Origin of the sequence: Roseibium sp., assembly GCF_965216085.1 — a bacterium.
Taxonomy (GTDB): Bacteria; Pseudomonadota; Alphaproteobacteria; order Rhizobiales; family Stappiaceae; genus Roseibium.
On the sequence record NZ_OZ244138.1, the window covers coordinates 1877571 to 1893086 of the forward strand.

The following is a 15516-nucleotide window of genomic DNA, read 5'->3' on the forward strand; positions in this document are numbered from 1 at the left end:
GGACGGAGAATGGCGGAACGCACCTATACTCACCCTGAATCCGGCATTCACCTTCTGTTCAGATTAGATGATTCGGCAATTTTTGCCGAATTCCGGCAGCGTTTCAGGGGATATCTTGGACGCTAAACGTGGGATAAACGGGATTTTAAGAAGCAGAAACTGGCGGCAATCTGAAAACACTGTCTGGTTTTCAGGAAATGCCGCCAGGTCTAGTGCTTTCTATTTACTCTGCTGCCAATCCGAATGCGGGTGCAGGTTTTCCCTTGGTTAGACCGTGCACCTTTTCGACAATCGCGGCGGCATCCAGCCCATGGTGGTGGTAAAGATCGCCGATGGTTCCGGTCTGGCCAAAATGTTCAACGCCCAGCGGAATGGTCTGGTGTCCGCCAACAGACCCAATCCAGGACAAAGTCGCGGGATGGCCGTCGATGACGGTGATCACCTTGCAATGCCGGGGAAGGTCCGCCATCAGCGTTTCAATGTGCGAGACGGCTGCGCTGTTGCCACGCGAGCGGGCGCGCTGGGCCGCGGTCCAGCCGGCATTCAGCCTGTCTGCCGATGTCACTGCAAGTACACCGATATCGCGCCGGGCTTCACCAATCATGCCGGCGGCCTTGATGGCTTCCGGCGCGACAGCGCCCTGATAGGCGATGACGATGTCGCAGTTGGGGCCCGGTTTGCGAAGCCAATAGGCCCCATCAATGGCACCTTGCCGGAAATCTTCGTCGACGCGTTTGCCAGGCTGCTCGATCGGATTGGTAGTCAAGCGCAGATAGACCGAGCCACCGGTTTCATCACGCAGCCAGGTGCGTTCGTCCGGCTGGCCTTCACCGTCGCGCTGAACATATTCAAAGGCCCATTGCATGATCACGGCGAGTTCGTCGGCAAACGCCGGTTCAAAGGCTGCCAGCCCGTCCTGGCTCATCCCGATGAGCGGTGTGCCGACTGATTGGTGCGCGCCGCCTTCCGGCGCCAGCGTCACGCCGGACGGGGTGCCGACCAGGATGAAGCGGGCATCTTGATAACATGCGTAGTTCAGCGCATCGAGGCCACGGCTCACGAAGGGATCATAGACCGTGCCAATCGGAATGAGGCGTTTGCCGAACAGGGAATGCGACAGGCCGGCGGCGCCCAAGAGCAGCATCAGGTTCATTTCCGCAATGCCAAGCTCGATGTGCTGGCCGTCCGGTGTAAACTCCCATTTGGCGGTGGATGGAATGCGGTGCTCGATGAAGGCATCGGCCTGTTTGGTGCGGGCAAATAGTTTGCGCCGGTTGACCCAGGCGCCAAGGCTGGTGGTGCCGGTGACATCCGGTGATGTGGTAACGATCCGCTTTGCCAGCGCGCTGTCGCCTTTGGAAAGATCATCCAGGATCTTGCCGAAAGCAGCCTGGGTCGAGGTTGACTTGGCACTGTCCAACTCGATTGCAGGAACGCCCAGCTTTTCATCTGAATAGCGGCGCAGACCGCGTGCAAAGAAGGGAACCTCCTTCAGGAAGGCTGAAAGTTCGTCCGGATCACCGACCGTTGCCAACGGCTCCCATTCTTGTCCCTCGGCCACGCCCATATGCGCCTGCCAGTCGGCAAACTGGGTTTTGTTCATCAGGCCGCCGTGGTTGTCCTTGTGTCCGGCGATCGGTGTGCCCCAGCCCTTGACCGTATAAGCAAGGAAACACGTCGGCCGGTCGTGGGAGATGGCGTCGAACGTCTCGGCCATGGTCTCAACGCAGTTGCCGCCGAGGTTTTCCATGAGTGCGGCAAGGTCTTTGTCGCTGCGCCGCTCAATCAAGGCAGTGACATCACCTTGATCCCCCAAATCATCCAGCAAGCGAGTTCGCCAGACAGCGCCGCCCATGAAGGTGAGCGCTGAATACTCCTGGTTCGGACAAGCATCGATCCAGGCTTTCAATTTATCGCCGCCGGGCTCTTGGAACGCTGCTTTCTGAAGTGCGCCGTATTTCACCCGAACCACGTCCCAGCCGAAGGCATCAAAGATCTTCTCAATCCGTTCAAACAGACCTTCACGGACAATTCCGTCGAGCGACTGGCGATTGTAGTCGATCACCCACCAAGTGTTGCGCAAGTCGTTTTTCCAGCCTTCCTGAAGGGCTTCATAGACGTTGCCCTCATCCAATTCGGCATCGCCGACAAGCGCCACCATCCGGCCCATAGGAGCTGCGTCGCTCCAGTCCTTGGCCTTTATGTAGTCCTGAACGAGCGAAGCAAAGGAGGTGATGGCGACACCCAAACCAACGGAGCCGGTGGAGAAATCGACGTCATCAATGTCCTTGGTACGGGAGGGGTAACTTTGAACACCGCCGAACCCACGGAAATTCTCCATTTTGTCGCGGGTCTGGTTGCCCATCAGATACTGGATGGCATGAAAGACCGGAGACGCGTGCGGTTTGACCGCCACCCGGTCCTCCGGCTTCAGGGCAGAGAAATAGAGCGCGGTCATGATCGACACCATCGATGCGGACGAGGCCTGATGCCCGCCGATCTTGATACCATCGACCTTGGGCCGCAGGTGATTGGCATGATGGATCATCCAATGCGACAGCCACAGCAAACGCTGTTCGATGGTCTTCAGATGGGTCAGCTTGGCGGTCATGACCGGCTCCTTTCGGTATGGTCTTAAGCGGCGGCAGTCATTTCAGTTGCCGGCAAGGCTTGGTCAAGGTCGGCCAAGATGTCATCCAGGTCCTCCAGGCCAACCGACAGCCGGATCAGACCATCGGTGATGCCGTGCTCTGCCCGCTCTTCCGGTGTGTAGGTCGAGTGGGTCATGGTCGCCGGATGCTGGATCAAGGTTTCCGCATCTCCAAGGGAAACCGCACGGCCAATCATTTGCAAGCGGTTCATCATAGTCCGGCCAGCTTCAAGACCGCCTTTCAGCTCAAAGGCGATCATGGCGCCAGGTTTGGCCATCTGGCGCTTGGCAAGATCGTGCTGGGCGAAGCTTTCAAGCCCCGGGAAATAGACCTCGCCGACAGCAGGGTGCGCTTCCAGCCATTCGGCCACCGGCTGGGCAGAGGCGCAGTGCCGGTCCATGCGTAGCGCAAGTGTTTTCAGGCCGCGCAGGATCAGCATGGCGTTGAATGGTGCCATGACAGCGCCAGTCATGTCCTTCATGCCGACAAGGCGGATTTCCTGAACCATTTCCGCCGGGCCTGCAATCAGACCGGCAACCACATCGCCGTGCCCGCCGAGATATTTTGTCGCCGAATGCAGAACCAGATCCGCGCCATGTTCAATCGGACGGGTGAGGTAAGGCGTTGCATAGGTGTTGTCGACGACGACGGTGGCATCGGCGGTCTTTGCGATTTTGGAAACAGCCGCGATGTCCACCAGCCGCATGTTCGGATTGGCCGGGGTTTCGAAATAGACCACGCGGGTCTTTTCACTGATGGCTGCCGTCAGGTTCTCCGGTTCGGTGAGATCCACATGGGTGACGGTGATGCCGAACTTGGTCAGCCCATGGCGCATATAGGCGAAAGTGCAGCCATAAAGGGTCTCGTCGACAATGATCTCATCGCCAGGAGACAGCAGGGTCCACAGGGCTGCGGTGATTGCGCCCATGCCCGATGACATTGCCAGACCAGCCTCAGCGCCTTCCAGAAGAGCAATGCGGCGCTCCAGAAGGTCAAGGGTCGGATTGGAAATGCGCGAATAGATGTGGCCTTCACGTTCGCCGGCAAACATTTCACCGCCGGCCTCTGCCGTCTCAAAGGCAAAGGTAGAGGTCAAATGCAGGGGCGGGGTGAGGGCACCCTCGTTCTTCAACGGGTCATAGGCGTGGTGGATGGCGCGGGTCGCAAAGCCCTTCAGATGAGTGTCCATGTCGAACCTTTCTTTGAGTTGCGAACATGGTGCGCCTTTATGGCTGGCAATTGATTTCAAATAATGCCATTTAGTGTCCGGAATTTGGCATAATCTGCTAACTGAGGCGGCGAATGGACGAAAAAGACCGGCAAATCATTCGTGCACTGCAACAAAACGGCCGCATGACCAATCAGGAACTGGCCGCCAAGGTCAACCTGTCGCCGTCGCCCTGCCTGCGCCGGCTGAAAATGCTGGAAGCGAGTGGAGCGATCAGCGGCTACACCGCCGAGGTGGATGCCAAGGCCTACGGTCTGCCGGTCACGGTCTTTGTCCGCATCCGCCTGGAGCGGCACAATGAAGAAGACGTCCAGCGTTTTGAAAGCCGGGTGATGGCGATGGACGAAGTCTTGGAATGTGTGGTGATGACCGGGGCGACGGACTATCAGCTCCGGGTGGTCGTTTCCGGCCTAGATGCTTACGAGGATTTCATCCGCCAGCGGATCCATCCCATCGGCTGCATCGCCTCCATCGACACCAGTTTTGTCTATGGCTTTGTCAAAAAGACAGGCGTCTTCCCGCGGGTGGATTGAATACCACTGAATTGGGAAAAGGACCGTCTCTGCGCGACGGGTTCTTCGGAGATAAGTTTTACCCCGCCCTACGGCGGTCATCCCCGGCGCAGCGCAGCGAAGGCCGGGGAACCACTCGTTTGCAGAGCCTAAGCGGAAAGTTCTCTCTACCGTCCGCATGCGGAGAGCAAGAGTGGATCCCCGCACATTTCCGTTTCACGGGGCGGGGATGACCGCTGTGAAAAGGTCCGGTCACCGAAGTCCCTTTGACGTTCTCGGTCTGGGTACGCTGGTTCCTGGAATTGCCCCTCAATCTCCTGACGGAGACATCTCCCCCGCAAGGGGGGAGAGGAGTGAAAAGTGCTCAACCGGTTCCTAGGACCCGGCCGCCAAAATCTTCGGCACCTTGTTTGGGCGCAGGCGATGAGCGTCCGGCATACCGGAGCCCAGAAGCGGGCGCAGGTACATCCGGAATTCATCGGTGACATCGTTGCCGGAGGCGGAGATGAATGCATCGGGCATGGTCCGGGTTTTTCCGGCAACCACCTCCAGCGGCACCAGTTCGTAGTCGACCGAATAGTGGCCGGTGCGTTTGATTGTTACCGATCCGTCGCGGTCGCCGAACATGCCGTATTGCACCGCCTTTTCGCCGACTTCGCGGGCTTCATTCTGGTCAACATCGGAGACACAGCCAACAAAACTGCGCTGGATATAGCCGAGCGTATCGCCCCGGACCCGGGTGACATTCAGCGCCTCCTTGACCTTTTGGGTCAGCAAATCGGCCAGCGCGCCGCTTCCCGACAGTTGCACATTGCCATGGGCGTCCGTTTCGACCTCCTTGCTCAGTTTGGAGATGATCGGCTCGCCCGAGGCATCATGAATGCCTTCACTGACCGCAATAACGCACCGGCCAAGGCGGTTGTACACCTCGCGGACGTCCTTGATGAATTGATCAATGTCGAAGGTGCGTTCAGGCATGTAGATGAGATGCGGTCCGTCATCTGAAAACTTCTTGCCCAAGGCGGCAGCGGCAGTGAGAAAACCTGCATGGCGGCCCATGACAACCCCGATATAGATGCCAGGGAGCGCCGCATTGTCGAGATTGACGCCCATAAACGCTTGCGCCACATAGCGCGCCGCGGACGGGAAGCCGGGCGTATGGTCATTTTCAACCAGATCATTATCGATCGTTTTGGGAATGTGGATGCAGCGCAGATCATAATTGGCCTTGCGCGCCTCATCGTTGACAATGCGAACGGTGTCGGAGGAATCATTGCCGCCGGTATAAAAGAAATAGCCGATCTCATGGGCCCGGAGCACTTTGAAGATCTCCTGGCAGTATTTCAGGTCCGGCTTGTCACGTGTTGACCCAAGCGCGGAAGAGGGCGTGTTGGCGACCATCTCCAGATTGTGGGTGGTTTCCTGGGTCAGATCGTAAAAATCCTCGTCCAGAATCCCGCGCACGCCGTGGACTGCGCCGTAGATCAGCTCCACGCTGCGGAATTTACGGCTTTCCAAGACCGCCCCGACCATGGACTGATTGATAACCGCCGTCGGCCCGCCCCCTTGGGCGACCAATACCTTGCCGTGAAACATCGAGATTTCCTTTTTATATTTTGAGAGACCAAATTGGCACTGTTGGTGGGCGCTGGACAAGGGGTTTGTAGAGGGAGATCAGCTTGGGGGCGGTGTATTAGGAACAGCCGAGTGAGGGCATGCGATGGGGAGACGATTTGAAGGACCGTTTTGCATCTCCGTTTTGGACGCGCACTGCTGTTAAGTTTGGACCCAAAGCTGTCGTTTGTTGCTAAGAGGATGAATGCCTGAGATGCGGACTTTCGCCGCGAGTTCTCCAATGTTTGCTAATGAAAACCATACGATGCTGCACAACCCTTTGTTTTATTGAGATTTATACACTCAGACATTTACTTGTGCAGGCGCCAATCCGTTTGCTTGTCCAATTACTGCAATTCATCCACTGTGACGGGAAAACGAAAGAGTCTAAAACCGAGGCCCTAGAGAGGTTTAATGGATAGATTTGATCTTGGCGCCCACACAAAACAGATTTCCACTCAGAACGACGAGGCGCAGCGCTGGTTTAACATTGGATTGAACTGGTGTTACGGGTTTAATCACGAAGAAGGTGTGAAGTGCTTTCAAAAGGCGCTTGAACATGATCCGGACTGCGTCATGGCGCATTGGGGCGTGGCCTATGGATCGGGGCCGTTTTACAACAATGTCTGGCGCCAATTCAGCGAAACAGAAGCAAATGCTGCAACGCGGCTGTGTTGCGATCATATCCAGTTGGCACGCAAATCTGCCGACCGGGCGAGTGCCCTTGAAAATCAACTTGTGGAGGCATTGGCGCAGCGGTTCCAAAAACCGCATGCGGTATCGGGTGAAGAATTTGATCGCTGGGATGACGACTATGCCAGTGCGATGCGGCGGGTCTATTATGCCAATCGCGATGATCATGATGTCATGGCAATTTTTGCCGAAGCCCTCATAACCCGCACCCCCTGGCAATTGTGGAACGTGAAAAAGGGTATCCCAGCACAGAATGCGGACACACTGGAAGCAATGGATGTGATCGAGCGTTCCATCGCCATGCACGATGCCGCAGGAACGCCTCAGCATCCGGCCATTTTGCATCTACACATTCACGCAACTGAAATGTCGGATGAACCAGAACGCGCCATGCGGTCCGCGGATATTCTGGGCACACTTTGCCCGGATGCAGGCCATATGAATCACATGCCGGGGCACACTTATGTGCTGTGTGGTGAGTATGAGAAAGCAAAGATCGCCAGCGAAAAGGCGATCCGGGCCGACAACATGTATGTTGACTACGCAGGGCCGTTTAATTTCTACACCACGGCACGATGCCATGACCTGCATCTGATGATGTACACCTGCATGTATCTTGGCCAATTCAAACCCGCTATCGCCGCCGCTGAACAGATGTGCGCTACCTTGTCCAAAGAGGTTTTAAGCGCGCCGGATCGCCCGCAAATGGCGATCACGATGGAGGGATATTTCTCCATGAAGATGCATGTGCTGGTTCGCTTTGGCCGATGGCAGGATATCGTTGACGCCCCCATGCCAGACGACCAGGTGCTCTATTGTGTTTCAACCGCGATGCACCATTATGCCAAGGGTGTTGCACATGCCGCACTGAATAATTTTGAAGCCGCAGAGGAAGAGCAACGACAATTCTTTCAGGCTGTTGATCGTATCCCCCCGGATCGTAAGTTCTTTAACAATACCGCTCGTTCAACGTTGGCCGTGGGCGAAAAGATGCTTGAGGGAGAGCTCGAGTATCACAAGGGCAACTATGAAGTGGCCTTTGCAGCGTTGCGCGAAAGCGTGCAGCGTGATGACAACCTTGAATATACCGAGCCATGGGCCTGGATGCACCCGCCGCGCCACGCGCTTGCGGCGCTGTTGTCCGAACAGGGACACTTTGAAGAGGCCGAGCAGGTGTACCGGGCTGATCTGGGCCTGAACAATGAACTGCAACGATGCGCGCAACACCCGGACAATGTCTGGGCCTTGCATGGGTTCGTCGAATGTCTGCGTCAGCGTGGCGACATCGATGAATTGCCGGTCTTTGAAGAAAAGCTCGCCCAGGCATTGGCCAAAACCGACGTTCCAATCACATCCTCCTGCCTGTGCCGTAAACAGGTTGAAGATTTTTCAAAATCAAACTGTTGTTCCGGCTGAAGGGGCCTGCCTGAAATGATCGCAAATCTCATGATGTATCAGCGCCCTCAGTTGGTCGGTGCGCATAACCGGTTTTGGGCCTTGATCCGCACGGCCTTACGCGAACGTGGCATCGACAGCCCTGAAACCCTATCTCAGGACGCCGAAGAATTTTCTGTCTGGCGAGACCCGGAATTGGTGCTCAGCCAGACTTGCGGTATGCCGTTTCGGACATGGCTGCATGAAGATGTAGCGCTCGTAGGAACGCCGGACTACGGGCTTGAAGGATGTCCGCCGGGATATTACCGCAGCGCGCTGGTGGTCCGTGACGATGATCCCCGTGACACGTTGGATGCCTATCGAGATGCGTCCTTTGCTTACAATCAGCATTTCTCCCAATCCGGTTACGCAGCGCCTTATTGGCACCTGAAACCCCGTGGCTTCTGGTTTGAGAACAGACTGCACACCGAACAACACTTGAATTCCGCGCGCGCTGTGGCCGAGGGCCGGGCAGATATTGCGTCCCTGGATGCCCAGTCCTGGAGGTTGATGGAACGATATGAGCCGTTTGCGAAACAACTGCGTGTACTTGATTGGACCGAACCGACCCCCGGACTGCCCCTGATCACAGCATTAAAGGATCAGAGCGCGGCGATTTACGGAGCGGTTGAACAGGCGATAAAGTCATTGGGAGACGAAGATAGGTCACTGCTGGGTGTGAAAGGGATTGCGATGATTGCCAAGGAAAACTACCTGGCAATTCCAAACCCACCATAGAAATTAGCGGTCATCGAATACTCGCATTGCGACCCTTTGTGGCGAATGCAGCATTCGTTTCTTTGGGCTCAAAGCGGTGTTGCATTGCACCGAGTCCGAAAGTCAGCTTTTGACCGCGAGAAACAGTCGGCCTGATTTGTGCGAACGTCCGCTTTGTTAGAAGCCTGTTCCAAAAACAGCCGGTCGCCTCCCGGCTAAAAAAGGCTGCGTTTGGCCGACACCCTTTCTGCTGACCGACCAAACAAAACAAAAAGGGGCGGAAGACCGCCCCTTGAGCGTTCGTTTTGAAACCCTCCGGTAAAAGTACCCTTTACTCCGGGACGGACGGGTATTTCATGCCGGCGACTTCCTGCATCAGGCGGATGACCTGGGTGCAGTAGCCGGCTTCATTGTCGTACCAGACATAGAGAACAAGGCGGTCGCCGTCGACGATAGTCGCCTGGCTGTCGACCACACCGGCATGGGTGGAGCCGACCAGATCGGAGGACACCAGCTCGGTTGACGCGGTGTAGTCGATCTGGTCCTGCAACGGCGACTGGATGGAGATCTTGCGCAGGTAGTCGTTCATTTCCTCAGCCGTCGTCTCGCGCTTGAGATTGAGGTTGAGGATGGCCATGGAGACATTCGGGATCGGTACGCGGACCGCGTTGCCGGTCAGTTTGCCCTTCATTTCCGGCAGGCATTTTGCGACGGCACTTGCCGCGCCCGTGCTGGTCAATACCATGTTGAGCGGCGCGGAGCGGCCCCGGCGGTCGCCCTTGTGGTAGTTGTCGATCAGGTTCTGGTCGTTGGTGAAGGCGTGGATGGTTTCCACGTGGCCGTTCTCGACACCGAACTCGTCGTTGATCACCTTGAGGACCGGCGTGATCGCGTTGGTGGTGCAGGAGGCGGCGCTCAGGATGTCGTCGTCTGCGGTGATGTCGCCATTGTTCACGCCATAAACGACATTCTTGATGGAGCCTTTGCCCGGCGCGGTCAGAATGACCTTTGAGGCGCCCGGACATTTCAAGTGCTGGCCGAGGCCGTCTTCGTCACGCCAGATCCCGGTGTTGTCGACCACCAGCGCATTGTTGATGCCGTATTTGGTGTAATCCACCTCGGCCGGGGAGTTGGCGTAAATCACCTGAATGTAATTGCCGTTGGCGATGATGGCGTTCTGCTCTTCATCCACGGTGATCGATCCGCTGAACGCACCGTGGACGGAATCGCGGCGAAGCAAACTGGAGCGTTTTTTCAGATCGCCGTCCTTGCCGCCGCGAACGACAATGGCGCGTAGGCGCATTTTGTTGCCCGCACCCACACGTTCCACCAGCATGCGGGCCAGAAGGCGGCCAATGCGGCCAAAGCCATAAAGAACGACGTCCTGCGGTTCCTGCAGGATGGAAGTCTTGCCGGTGTTGATGCTGGCGAGCTGCTGCTCCAGGAAAGTCTTGGCATCGCCGCCTTCCGCCATGAAGCGGTGGCAGAGCTTGCCAAGATCAACGCGGGCCGCGGCAAGATCCATCTCCAGCATGGCCTTGACGATTTCAAGGCTTTTTGAGACGTCCAGCTCCTGACCGGTGATCTGCAGGGCGTAGCGGTGAGCCTTGATGATCTCGATGGCGGAGTTGTTGAGGAGGCGGCGTCCGAAAATCCGGATGTTGATGCCGTAGTCCCGGTAGAGGTGGCCAACCAGCGGGATCATCTGCTCAGCGGCGGATTGTTGTTCCTTCCAGTTATCGAAGTGATTATCCATAGCCGCCATGCCGACGAACTCCCTTTGGGTAATTAACGCACAATGATTGGCAGGTTTTCCCGCCTGCGCGCGGTTTAGCGCCAGTCCAAACGCAATGTCCAGACCCACTTTTTGTTTAATCGATTAGATGGAGTGGCAGCGTTGCCAGCAAAGCTTCGGCGCCCTTCGCAATGACAGAGGCGACAAAAAAAGGGGCGGAAAACCGCCCCTTGAATGCGTGATGCTGAAAGCTGCCGGTTAGGCGCTTTTGGCAACCTCGATGCCTTTTTGAGACATCAGGCCCTGAAGTTCCTGGTTCTGGAACATTTCGCGGATGATGTCGCAGCCGCCGACAAACTCACCCTTCACATAGAGCTGCGGGATGGTTGGCCAGTTGGTGTATTCCTTGATGCCTTGGCGCAGGTCATCGTCTTCCAGAACGTTGATGCCTTTATACGGGGCGCCGACATAGTCGAGGATCTGAACGACCTGACCGGAAAATCCGCACTGCGGAAAATTCGGTGTGCCTTTCATGAAAAGCACAACATCGTTGGTATCGACTTCGTTTTTAATCCAGTCCTGGATGCTCATTTCTGCACGTCCTTGCGTTTCGCCGGCGCGGTAAGCCTTTAGCCGGTGCGGTAAATCAATCTGGATACGGCTTTCCAAATCCGGACTTCCATGATCAGCAAGATCACAAGTACTGGGATGAGGAAAAGCCAAACCATTTTATTTCTCCATGGGTTTATTCCGGCGCTTGGGTCTGAAGGGCCAGGGCATGAAGTTCCCCTCCCATATTTCCTTTCAGCGCTTCATAAACCATCTGGTGCTGCTGTACGCGGCTTTTGCCCCGGAAGGCTTCCGAAATCACATTGGCCGCGTAGTGGTCACCATCACCAGCCAAATCCCGGATCTCGACCTGAGCATCGGGCAGGGCCTCCTTGATCAGGGTTTCGATCTCATTTGCGTTCATTGGCATAGTAGGTGCGTCCTTATTCCATAAATCCAAGCCGATAATTGACTTAAGCGATTGCCATGTATGTTGGGAACCAATCTTCGTGCGCTTTTTTCAAGTTTGCAACGGATATGGTGAGAACACCTTCAACTGTCAAATCACCGCCACCTGTGGTGCCGATTTTTTGAACTTCAATGCCGGCATCTATGATGTCTTCCAGCACCGCGTCGAGCTTGTCTTGCGCGACCGTGACCACATAACGGCCCTGGTCTTCGCCAAAAAGCGCCGCGTGGGCCGGGCCGTCGATCTCGACAGTCGCACCGATGCCGCCGGACATGGCCATTTCGGCAAGCGCGACCCCAAGACCACCTGAGGAAATGTCGTGCACGCCGGTGACCCGGGCCGCGCCGATCAGCTGACGGACGATGGTACCGCGGCGCTTTTCCGCGGCCAGATCGACCGGCGGCGGAGCGCCTTCCTCGCGGCCGAGAATGTCAGCCATATATTGGGTAGCACCCAGATGAGTGCCGAGGCCGCCAATCACGAGGATTGTGTCGCCGTCATTGGCAAAGCTTGCCGCTGCCCGCACGGTCACATCCGGCAGAAGACCAACACCGCCAATTGCCGGGGTCGGTAGAATCGCTTCGCCGTGGGTCTCGTTGTAGAGCGACACATTGCCGGAAACGATCGGGAAATCGAGTTCGCGGCAGGCTTCACCGATGCCTTTGATGCAGCCGACAAATTGCCCCATGATGTCCGGCTTTTCCGGATTGCCGAAGTTGAGGTTGTCGGTGGCAGCCAGAGGCTCGGAGCCAACGGCGGTCAGGTTGCGCCAGACCTCAGCGACGGCCTGCTTGCCGCCTTCATAAGGGTCGGCTTCGCAGTAGCGCGGAGTGACATCAACGGAGAACGACAGGCCTTTGCGGCCGCCATCAACGCGGATAACACCGGCATCGCCGCCCGGAGAGGCGGCTGTGTTGCCCTGGATCAGCGTGTCGTATTGCTCGTAGACCCAGCGGCGGGAGGCACCATTTGCGTTGCCAACGAGGGTTTTCAGTGCGTCCGCGTAGTCTTCCGGTTCGGCTACGTCGGAAGCTGCCAGAACGGGGCGTTTGGTTGGTTCAACCCACGGACGGTCGTATTCCGGAGCCTCGTCGCCGAGTTCCTTGATCGGCAGGTCGGCAACGACTTCGCCCTGATGTTTGACGACAAAACGCAGCGTGTCGGTGGTTTTGCCGACAATGGCAAAGTCCAGCCCCCATTTTTTGAAGATGGCTTCTGCTTCTGCTTCCTTTTCAGGGCGCAGAACCATGAGCATGCGCTCCTGGCTTTCCGAGAGCATCATTTCATAGGCACTCATACGCTCTTCGCGGACGGGCACCTGATCCAGGTTCAGTTCAATGCCGAGATCGCCAGAGGCGCCCATTTCAACTGCGGAACAGGTGAGGCCAGCCGCGCCCATGTCCTGAATCGCGATCACCGCGCCGGTCTCCATCAGTTCCAGGCAGGCTTCCAGCAGGCATTTTTCGGTGAATGGGTCGCCGACTTGAACAGTGGGGCGCTTTTCTTCGATGGTGTCGTCGAATTCCGCCGATGCCATGGTCGCACCGCCAACGCCGTCACGGCCGGTCTTGGCGCCGAGGTAAACCACCGGCAAGCCAACACCTTCAGCCTTTGCCAGGAAGATCTTGTCGCTGTCTGCAAGGCCGGCTGCAAAGGCATTGACCAGGCAGTTGCCGTTGTAGCGGGCATGGAACTCAACTTCGCCGCCGACGGTTGGAACGCCGAAGGAGTTGCCGTATCCGCCAACACCAGACACAACGCCCGACACCAGGTGTTTGGTGCGCGGATGGTCCGGCTCGCCGAATCTCAGCGCATTCATGGCCGCAACCGGCCGCGCTCCCATGGTGAAGACATCGCGCAAGATGCCGCCAACACCGGTCGCAGCGCCCTGATAAGGTTCGATGTAGGACGGGTGGTTGTGGCTTTCCATCTTGAAAACCACGGCCTGGCCGTCGCCGATATCGACAACTCCGGCGTTTTCACCTGGTCCCTGCAAGACCCGTGGACCTTCGGTCGGCAGGGTTTTCAGCCACTTCTTGGAAGACTTGTAGGAGCAGTGCTCGTTCCACATGGCTGAGAAAATGCCGAGTTCGGTGAAGGTCGGCTCGCGGCCGATCAATTCAAGAATGCGGTCATATTCATCTGGCTTGAGGCCGTGGGAAGCGATGAGTTCGGGCGTGATCTTGATGTCGTTCGGGATCATGTCGGTCCGGAAATCTGCGGCGTTGAGAGCGTTTCGCAAAACGCTTTAAAGCGCCTGGGCCAGTTTCGCGCCGGTTTAGCAGACAAAATCGCAGATGGGGAGAGGCCAGTTTCGATTCATTTGACTGTTAAGGCCTATTCGCAAGCTTTTCAGAAGATATCGGCCTATTCGAAGCTGTCGTAACAGGCGCAACTGTCTTGAAGCAGATCACCGACGGCTACCAGCCCGTCGATCGTGTCTTCCCGGGTGAGCGGATTGCTGAAGCCGATCCGAATGCTGTGATAGACCTTGCCCGTGCGCCCGGGTTTGAACTCGTCTTCATCGTCCACCAGCACATTGTTTGCTGCGGCGGCTGCCTTGAATGTTCCAGGATTCCAAGGTTCGGGAACTTTCAGCCAAAGGAACGGGCAGTCCGGTGCGGAACGGTACTCGAAGGAACCGAGATGCTGTTCGACAAGTGCGTGCCGGGCTGTAATTTCGGCGCGGACCTTTTCACGGAAGTTGTCCGCTGCACCGGACAGAACCAGACGCGTAGAAAGCTCAGACAAGAGAAAGGAAATGCCGCCGGTCAGCATTTTGTGGGCGGTATATATCCGTTGGGCATAGGCATGCGGGCTGGAAATCCACCCACCTCGGACACCGGCAGTTACCGATTTTGACAGAGATCCGACATGAAATGTCCGCTCCGGCGCCAAGGCAACAATCGGTGGGACGGATGTCTCCCGCAAGGAGCCGTAGACTTCATCCTCGATAATCCAGAGATTATGCTGGCGGGCAACGGCGACAATGTCCTGCCGCCGGGTTTCACTCATGAAGCCGAGAGTGGGATTGTGCATCGTCGGCATGAGGAACAAGATGCGCGGATGGGTTTGTGCGCAGACCCGCGAGAGATCCTCGGGCAGGGGGCCTTCCTCATCCCGTTCCACCACAACTGGCCGCCGACCGGATAACGCTGCCCCCCGGGCAATGGAGCTGTACGTCAAATCCTCAAAGGCGATCCGGTCTCCGGGTGCGGTCGTGGCCGCGATGATCGACATGATCGCCGCCTGCGCTCCGGTTGTTGGGACGATGCTGCCTTCGTCCGGTTCCCAGCCGCTTCTTGAGAGCCAGCGTTTGCCGGCCGTTCGCCAATCTGGCGGCACGGCGCGCGTGTAACTGGCAATCTCGTAAGGCCGGTCCCGGGTGATCTGTAACGTCAGATCCCCGATGACTTCGGCCTGACCAATTTCTGGAGCTGATGTGCTGTCAAAGCGGATCGCCGTGTCATGGGGAACGGGAATCCGTGTTCCAGCAAATGCGCGGTCTTTGGGTGGCTGCGTCGCATCTTGAACCCATGACCGGCCTTCCAGTGGTTCATTACGGACATTTGCATAAGCAGGCGGTCCGCGGTGTTCAGCGCTCAAAGATGGCTTTGTGTTTTCCTCAAGCGGCAAGGGGCCCTTGCTGCCCAGGACGTAGGTTCCTCGGCCCACCTCTCCGGTGACAAGCCCACGTTGGCGGATGGTCGCGTATGCCCGGCCAATTGTACCAACCGTTACGCCCAGATCATACGCAAGGTCGCGTTGCGGCGGTAGTTTGGTGCCAGCCGCAAGTGAACCAGAGGCAATGTCCGCGGAAATCTGATCCGCGAGGCGCAAGTAGATCGGGCCATGCCCGTCCGGGATATCAGGAAGCCAATTTGTCATGGTGACAATTTTGTATATTGCCACCG

General features: G+C 57.0%; 11 protein-coding genes. 3 read left to right on the top strand and 8 right to left on the bottom strand.

Annotation, left to right across the window (positions count from 1 at the left end):
- Positions 1–223: 223 nt before the first annotated feature.
- On the bottom strand, positions 224–2611 hold the full coding sequence (locus ACOOFE_RS08595) for a 1-deoxy-D-xylulose-5-phosphate synthase N-terminal domain-containing protein (RefSeq protein WP_420414580.1): 2388 nt from the start codon (positions 2609–2611) through the stop codon (positions 224–226).
- Positions 2612–2634: 23 nt separating this feature from the next.
- Positions 2635–3840: a methionine gamma-lyase gene (locus ACOOFE_RS08600; RefSeq protein WP_420414581.1), complete on the bottom strand. Its 1206-nt coding sequence runs from the start codon at positions 3838–3840 to the stop codon at positions 2635–2637.
- Positions 3841–3953: 113 nt separating this feature from the next.
- On the opposite strand from ACOOFE_RS08600, the gene ACOOFE_RS08605 reads away from it, so the two are divergent.
- A complete protein-coding gene (locus ACOOFE_RS08605; protein ID WP_420414582.1) occupies positions 3954–4412 on the top strand; it encodes an Lrp/AsnC family transcriptional regulator in 459 nt (152 codons plus the stop codon).
- A 354-nt stretch (positions 4413–4766) separates the two neighbouring features.
- Here the strand turns inward: ACOOFE_RS08605 and ACOOFE_RS08610 are convergent, their stop codons facing one another.
- Positions 4767–5987, bottom strand: coding sequence for a 6-phosphofructokinase (locus tag ACOOFE_RS08610; protein ID WP_420414583.1), 1221 nt, complete (start codon positions 5985–5987; stop codon positions 4767–4769).
- A gap of 432 nt (positions 5988–6419) precedes the next feature.
- On the opposite strand from ACOOFE_RS08610, the gene ACOOFE_RS08615 reads away from it, so the two are divergent.
- Both ACOOFE_RS08615 and ACOOFE_RS08620 read left to right on the top strand, forming a co-directional pair.
- Positions 6420–8114 carry a tetratricopeptide repeat protein gene (locus ACOOFE_RS08615; RefSeq protein WP_420414584.1) on the top strand — a complete coding sequence of 565 codons (1695 nt, stop codon included), beginning with the start codon at positions 6420–6422 and terminating at the stop codon, positions 8112–8114.
- 15 nt (positions 8115–8129) lie between these two features.
- The gene (locus tag ACOOFE_RS08620) at positions 8130–8870 is read left to right on the top strand and encodes a phosphate/phosphite/phosphonate ABC transporter substrate-binding protein (RefSeq protein WP_420414585.1); all 741 of its coding nucleotides are present in this window, start codon (positions 8130–8132) and stop codon (positions 8868–8870) included.
- A gap of 310 nt (positions 8871–9180) precedes the next feature.
- Here ACOOFE_RS08620 and ACOOFE_RS08625 read toward each other — a convergent pair whose 3' ends face one another.
- The 5 genes from ACOOFE_RS08625 to ACOOFE_RS08645 all read right to left on the bottom strand — a co-directional run bounded on the left by ACOOFE_RS08625 (position 9181) and on the right by ACOOFE_RS08645 (position 15490).
- The gene (locus ACOOFE_RS08625) at positions 9181–10614 is read right to left on the bottom strand and encodes a glyceraldehyde-3-phosphate dehydrogenase (protein ID WP_420414586.1); all 1434 of its coding nucleotides are present in this window, start codon (positions 10612–10614) and stop codon (positions 9181–9183) included.
- A 228-nt stretch (positions 10615–10842) separates the two neighbouring features.
- Positions 10843–11175: a Grx4 family monothiol glutaredoxin gene (gene grxD, locus ACOOFE_RS08630; protein ID WP_141186055.1), complete on the bottom strand. Its 333-nt coding sequence runs from the start codon at positions 11173–11175 to the stop codon at positions 10843–10845.
- Between the two features lie 154 nt (positions 11176–11329).
- A complete protein-coding gene (locus tag ACOOFE_RS08635) occupies positions 11330–11563 on the bottom strand; it encodes a BolA family protein (RefSeq protein WP_141186056.1) in 234 nt (77 codons plus the stop codon).
- Between the two features lie 43 nt (positions 11564–11606).
- Entirely contained in the window at positions 11607–13805 is a 2199-nt protein-coding gene (purL, locus tag ACOOFE_RS08640) for a phosphoribosylformylglycinamidine synthase subunit PurL (RefSeq protein ID WP_420414587.1), read from the bottom strand.
- 164 nt (positions 13806–13969) lie between these two features.
- Entirely contained in the window at positions 13970–15490 is a 1521-nt protein-coding gene (locus tag ACOOFE_RS08645) for a PLP-dependent aminotransferase family protein (RefSeq protein ID WP_420414588.1), read from the bottom strand.
- Positions 15491–15516: the final 26 nt, after the last annotated feature.

What these genes read in the sequence shown, in the direction of transcription:
- ACOOFE_RS08605 (WP_420414582.1), top strand. Translation starts at nt 3,954, where the DNA reads ATGGACGAAAAAGACCGGCAAATCATTCGTGCACTGCAACAAAACGGC.
- grxD (WP_141186055.1), bottom strand. Translation starts at nt 11,175, where the DNA reads ATGAGCATCCAGGACTGGATTAAAAACGAAGTCGATACCAACGATGTT.
- ACOOFE_RS08595 (WP_420414580.1), bottom strand. Translation starts at nt 2,611, where the DNA reads ATGACCGCCAAGCTGACCCATCTGAAGACCATCGAACAGCGTTTGCTG.
- purL (WP_420414587.1), bottom strand. Translation starts at nt 13,805, where the DNA reads ATGATCCCGAACGACATCAAGATCACGCCCGAACTCATCGCTTCCCAC.
- ACOOFE_RS08635 (WP_141186056.1), bottom strand. Translation starts at nt 11,563, where the DNA reads ATGCCAATGAACGCAAATGAGATCGAAACCCTGATCAAGGAGGCCCTG.
- ACOOFE_RS08645 (WP_420414588.1), bottom strand. Translation starts at nt 15,490, where the DNA reads ATGACAAATTGGCTTCCTGATATCCCGGACGGGCATGGCCCGATCTAC.
- ACOOFE_RS08615 (WP_420414584.1), top strand. Translation starts at nt 6,420, where the DNA reads ATGGATAGATTTGATCTTGGCGCCCACACAAAACAGATTTCCACTCAG.
- ACOOFE_RS08610 (WP_420414583.1), bottom strand. Translation starts at nt 5,987, where the DNA reads ATGTTTCACGGCAAGGTATTGGTCGCCCAAGGGGGCGGGCCGACGGCG.
- ACOOFE_RS08600 (WP_420414581.1), bottom strand. Translation starts at nt 3,840, where the DNA reads ATGGACACTCATCTGAAGGGCTTTGCGACCCGCGCCATCCACCACGCC.
- ACOOFE_RS08620 (WP_420414585.1), top strand. Translation starts at nt 8,130, where the DNA reads ATGATCGCAAATCTCATGATGTATCAGCGCCCTCAGTTGGTCGGTGCG.
- ACOOFE_RS08625 (WP_420414586.1), bottom strand. Translation starts at nt 10,614, where the DNA reads ATGGCGGCTATGGATAATCACTTCGATAACTGGAAGGAACAACAATCC.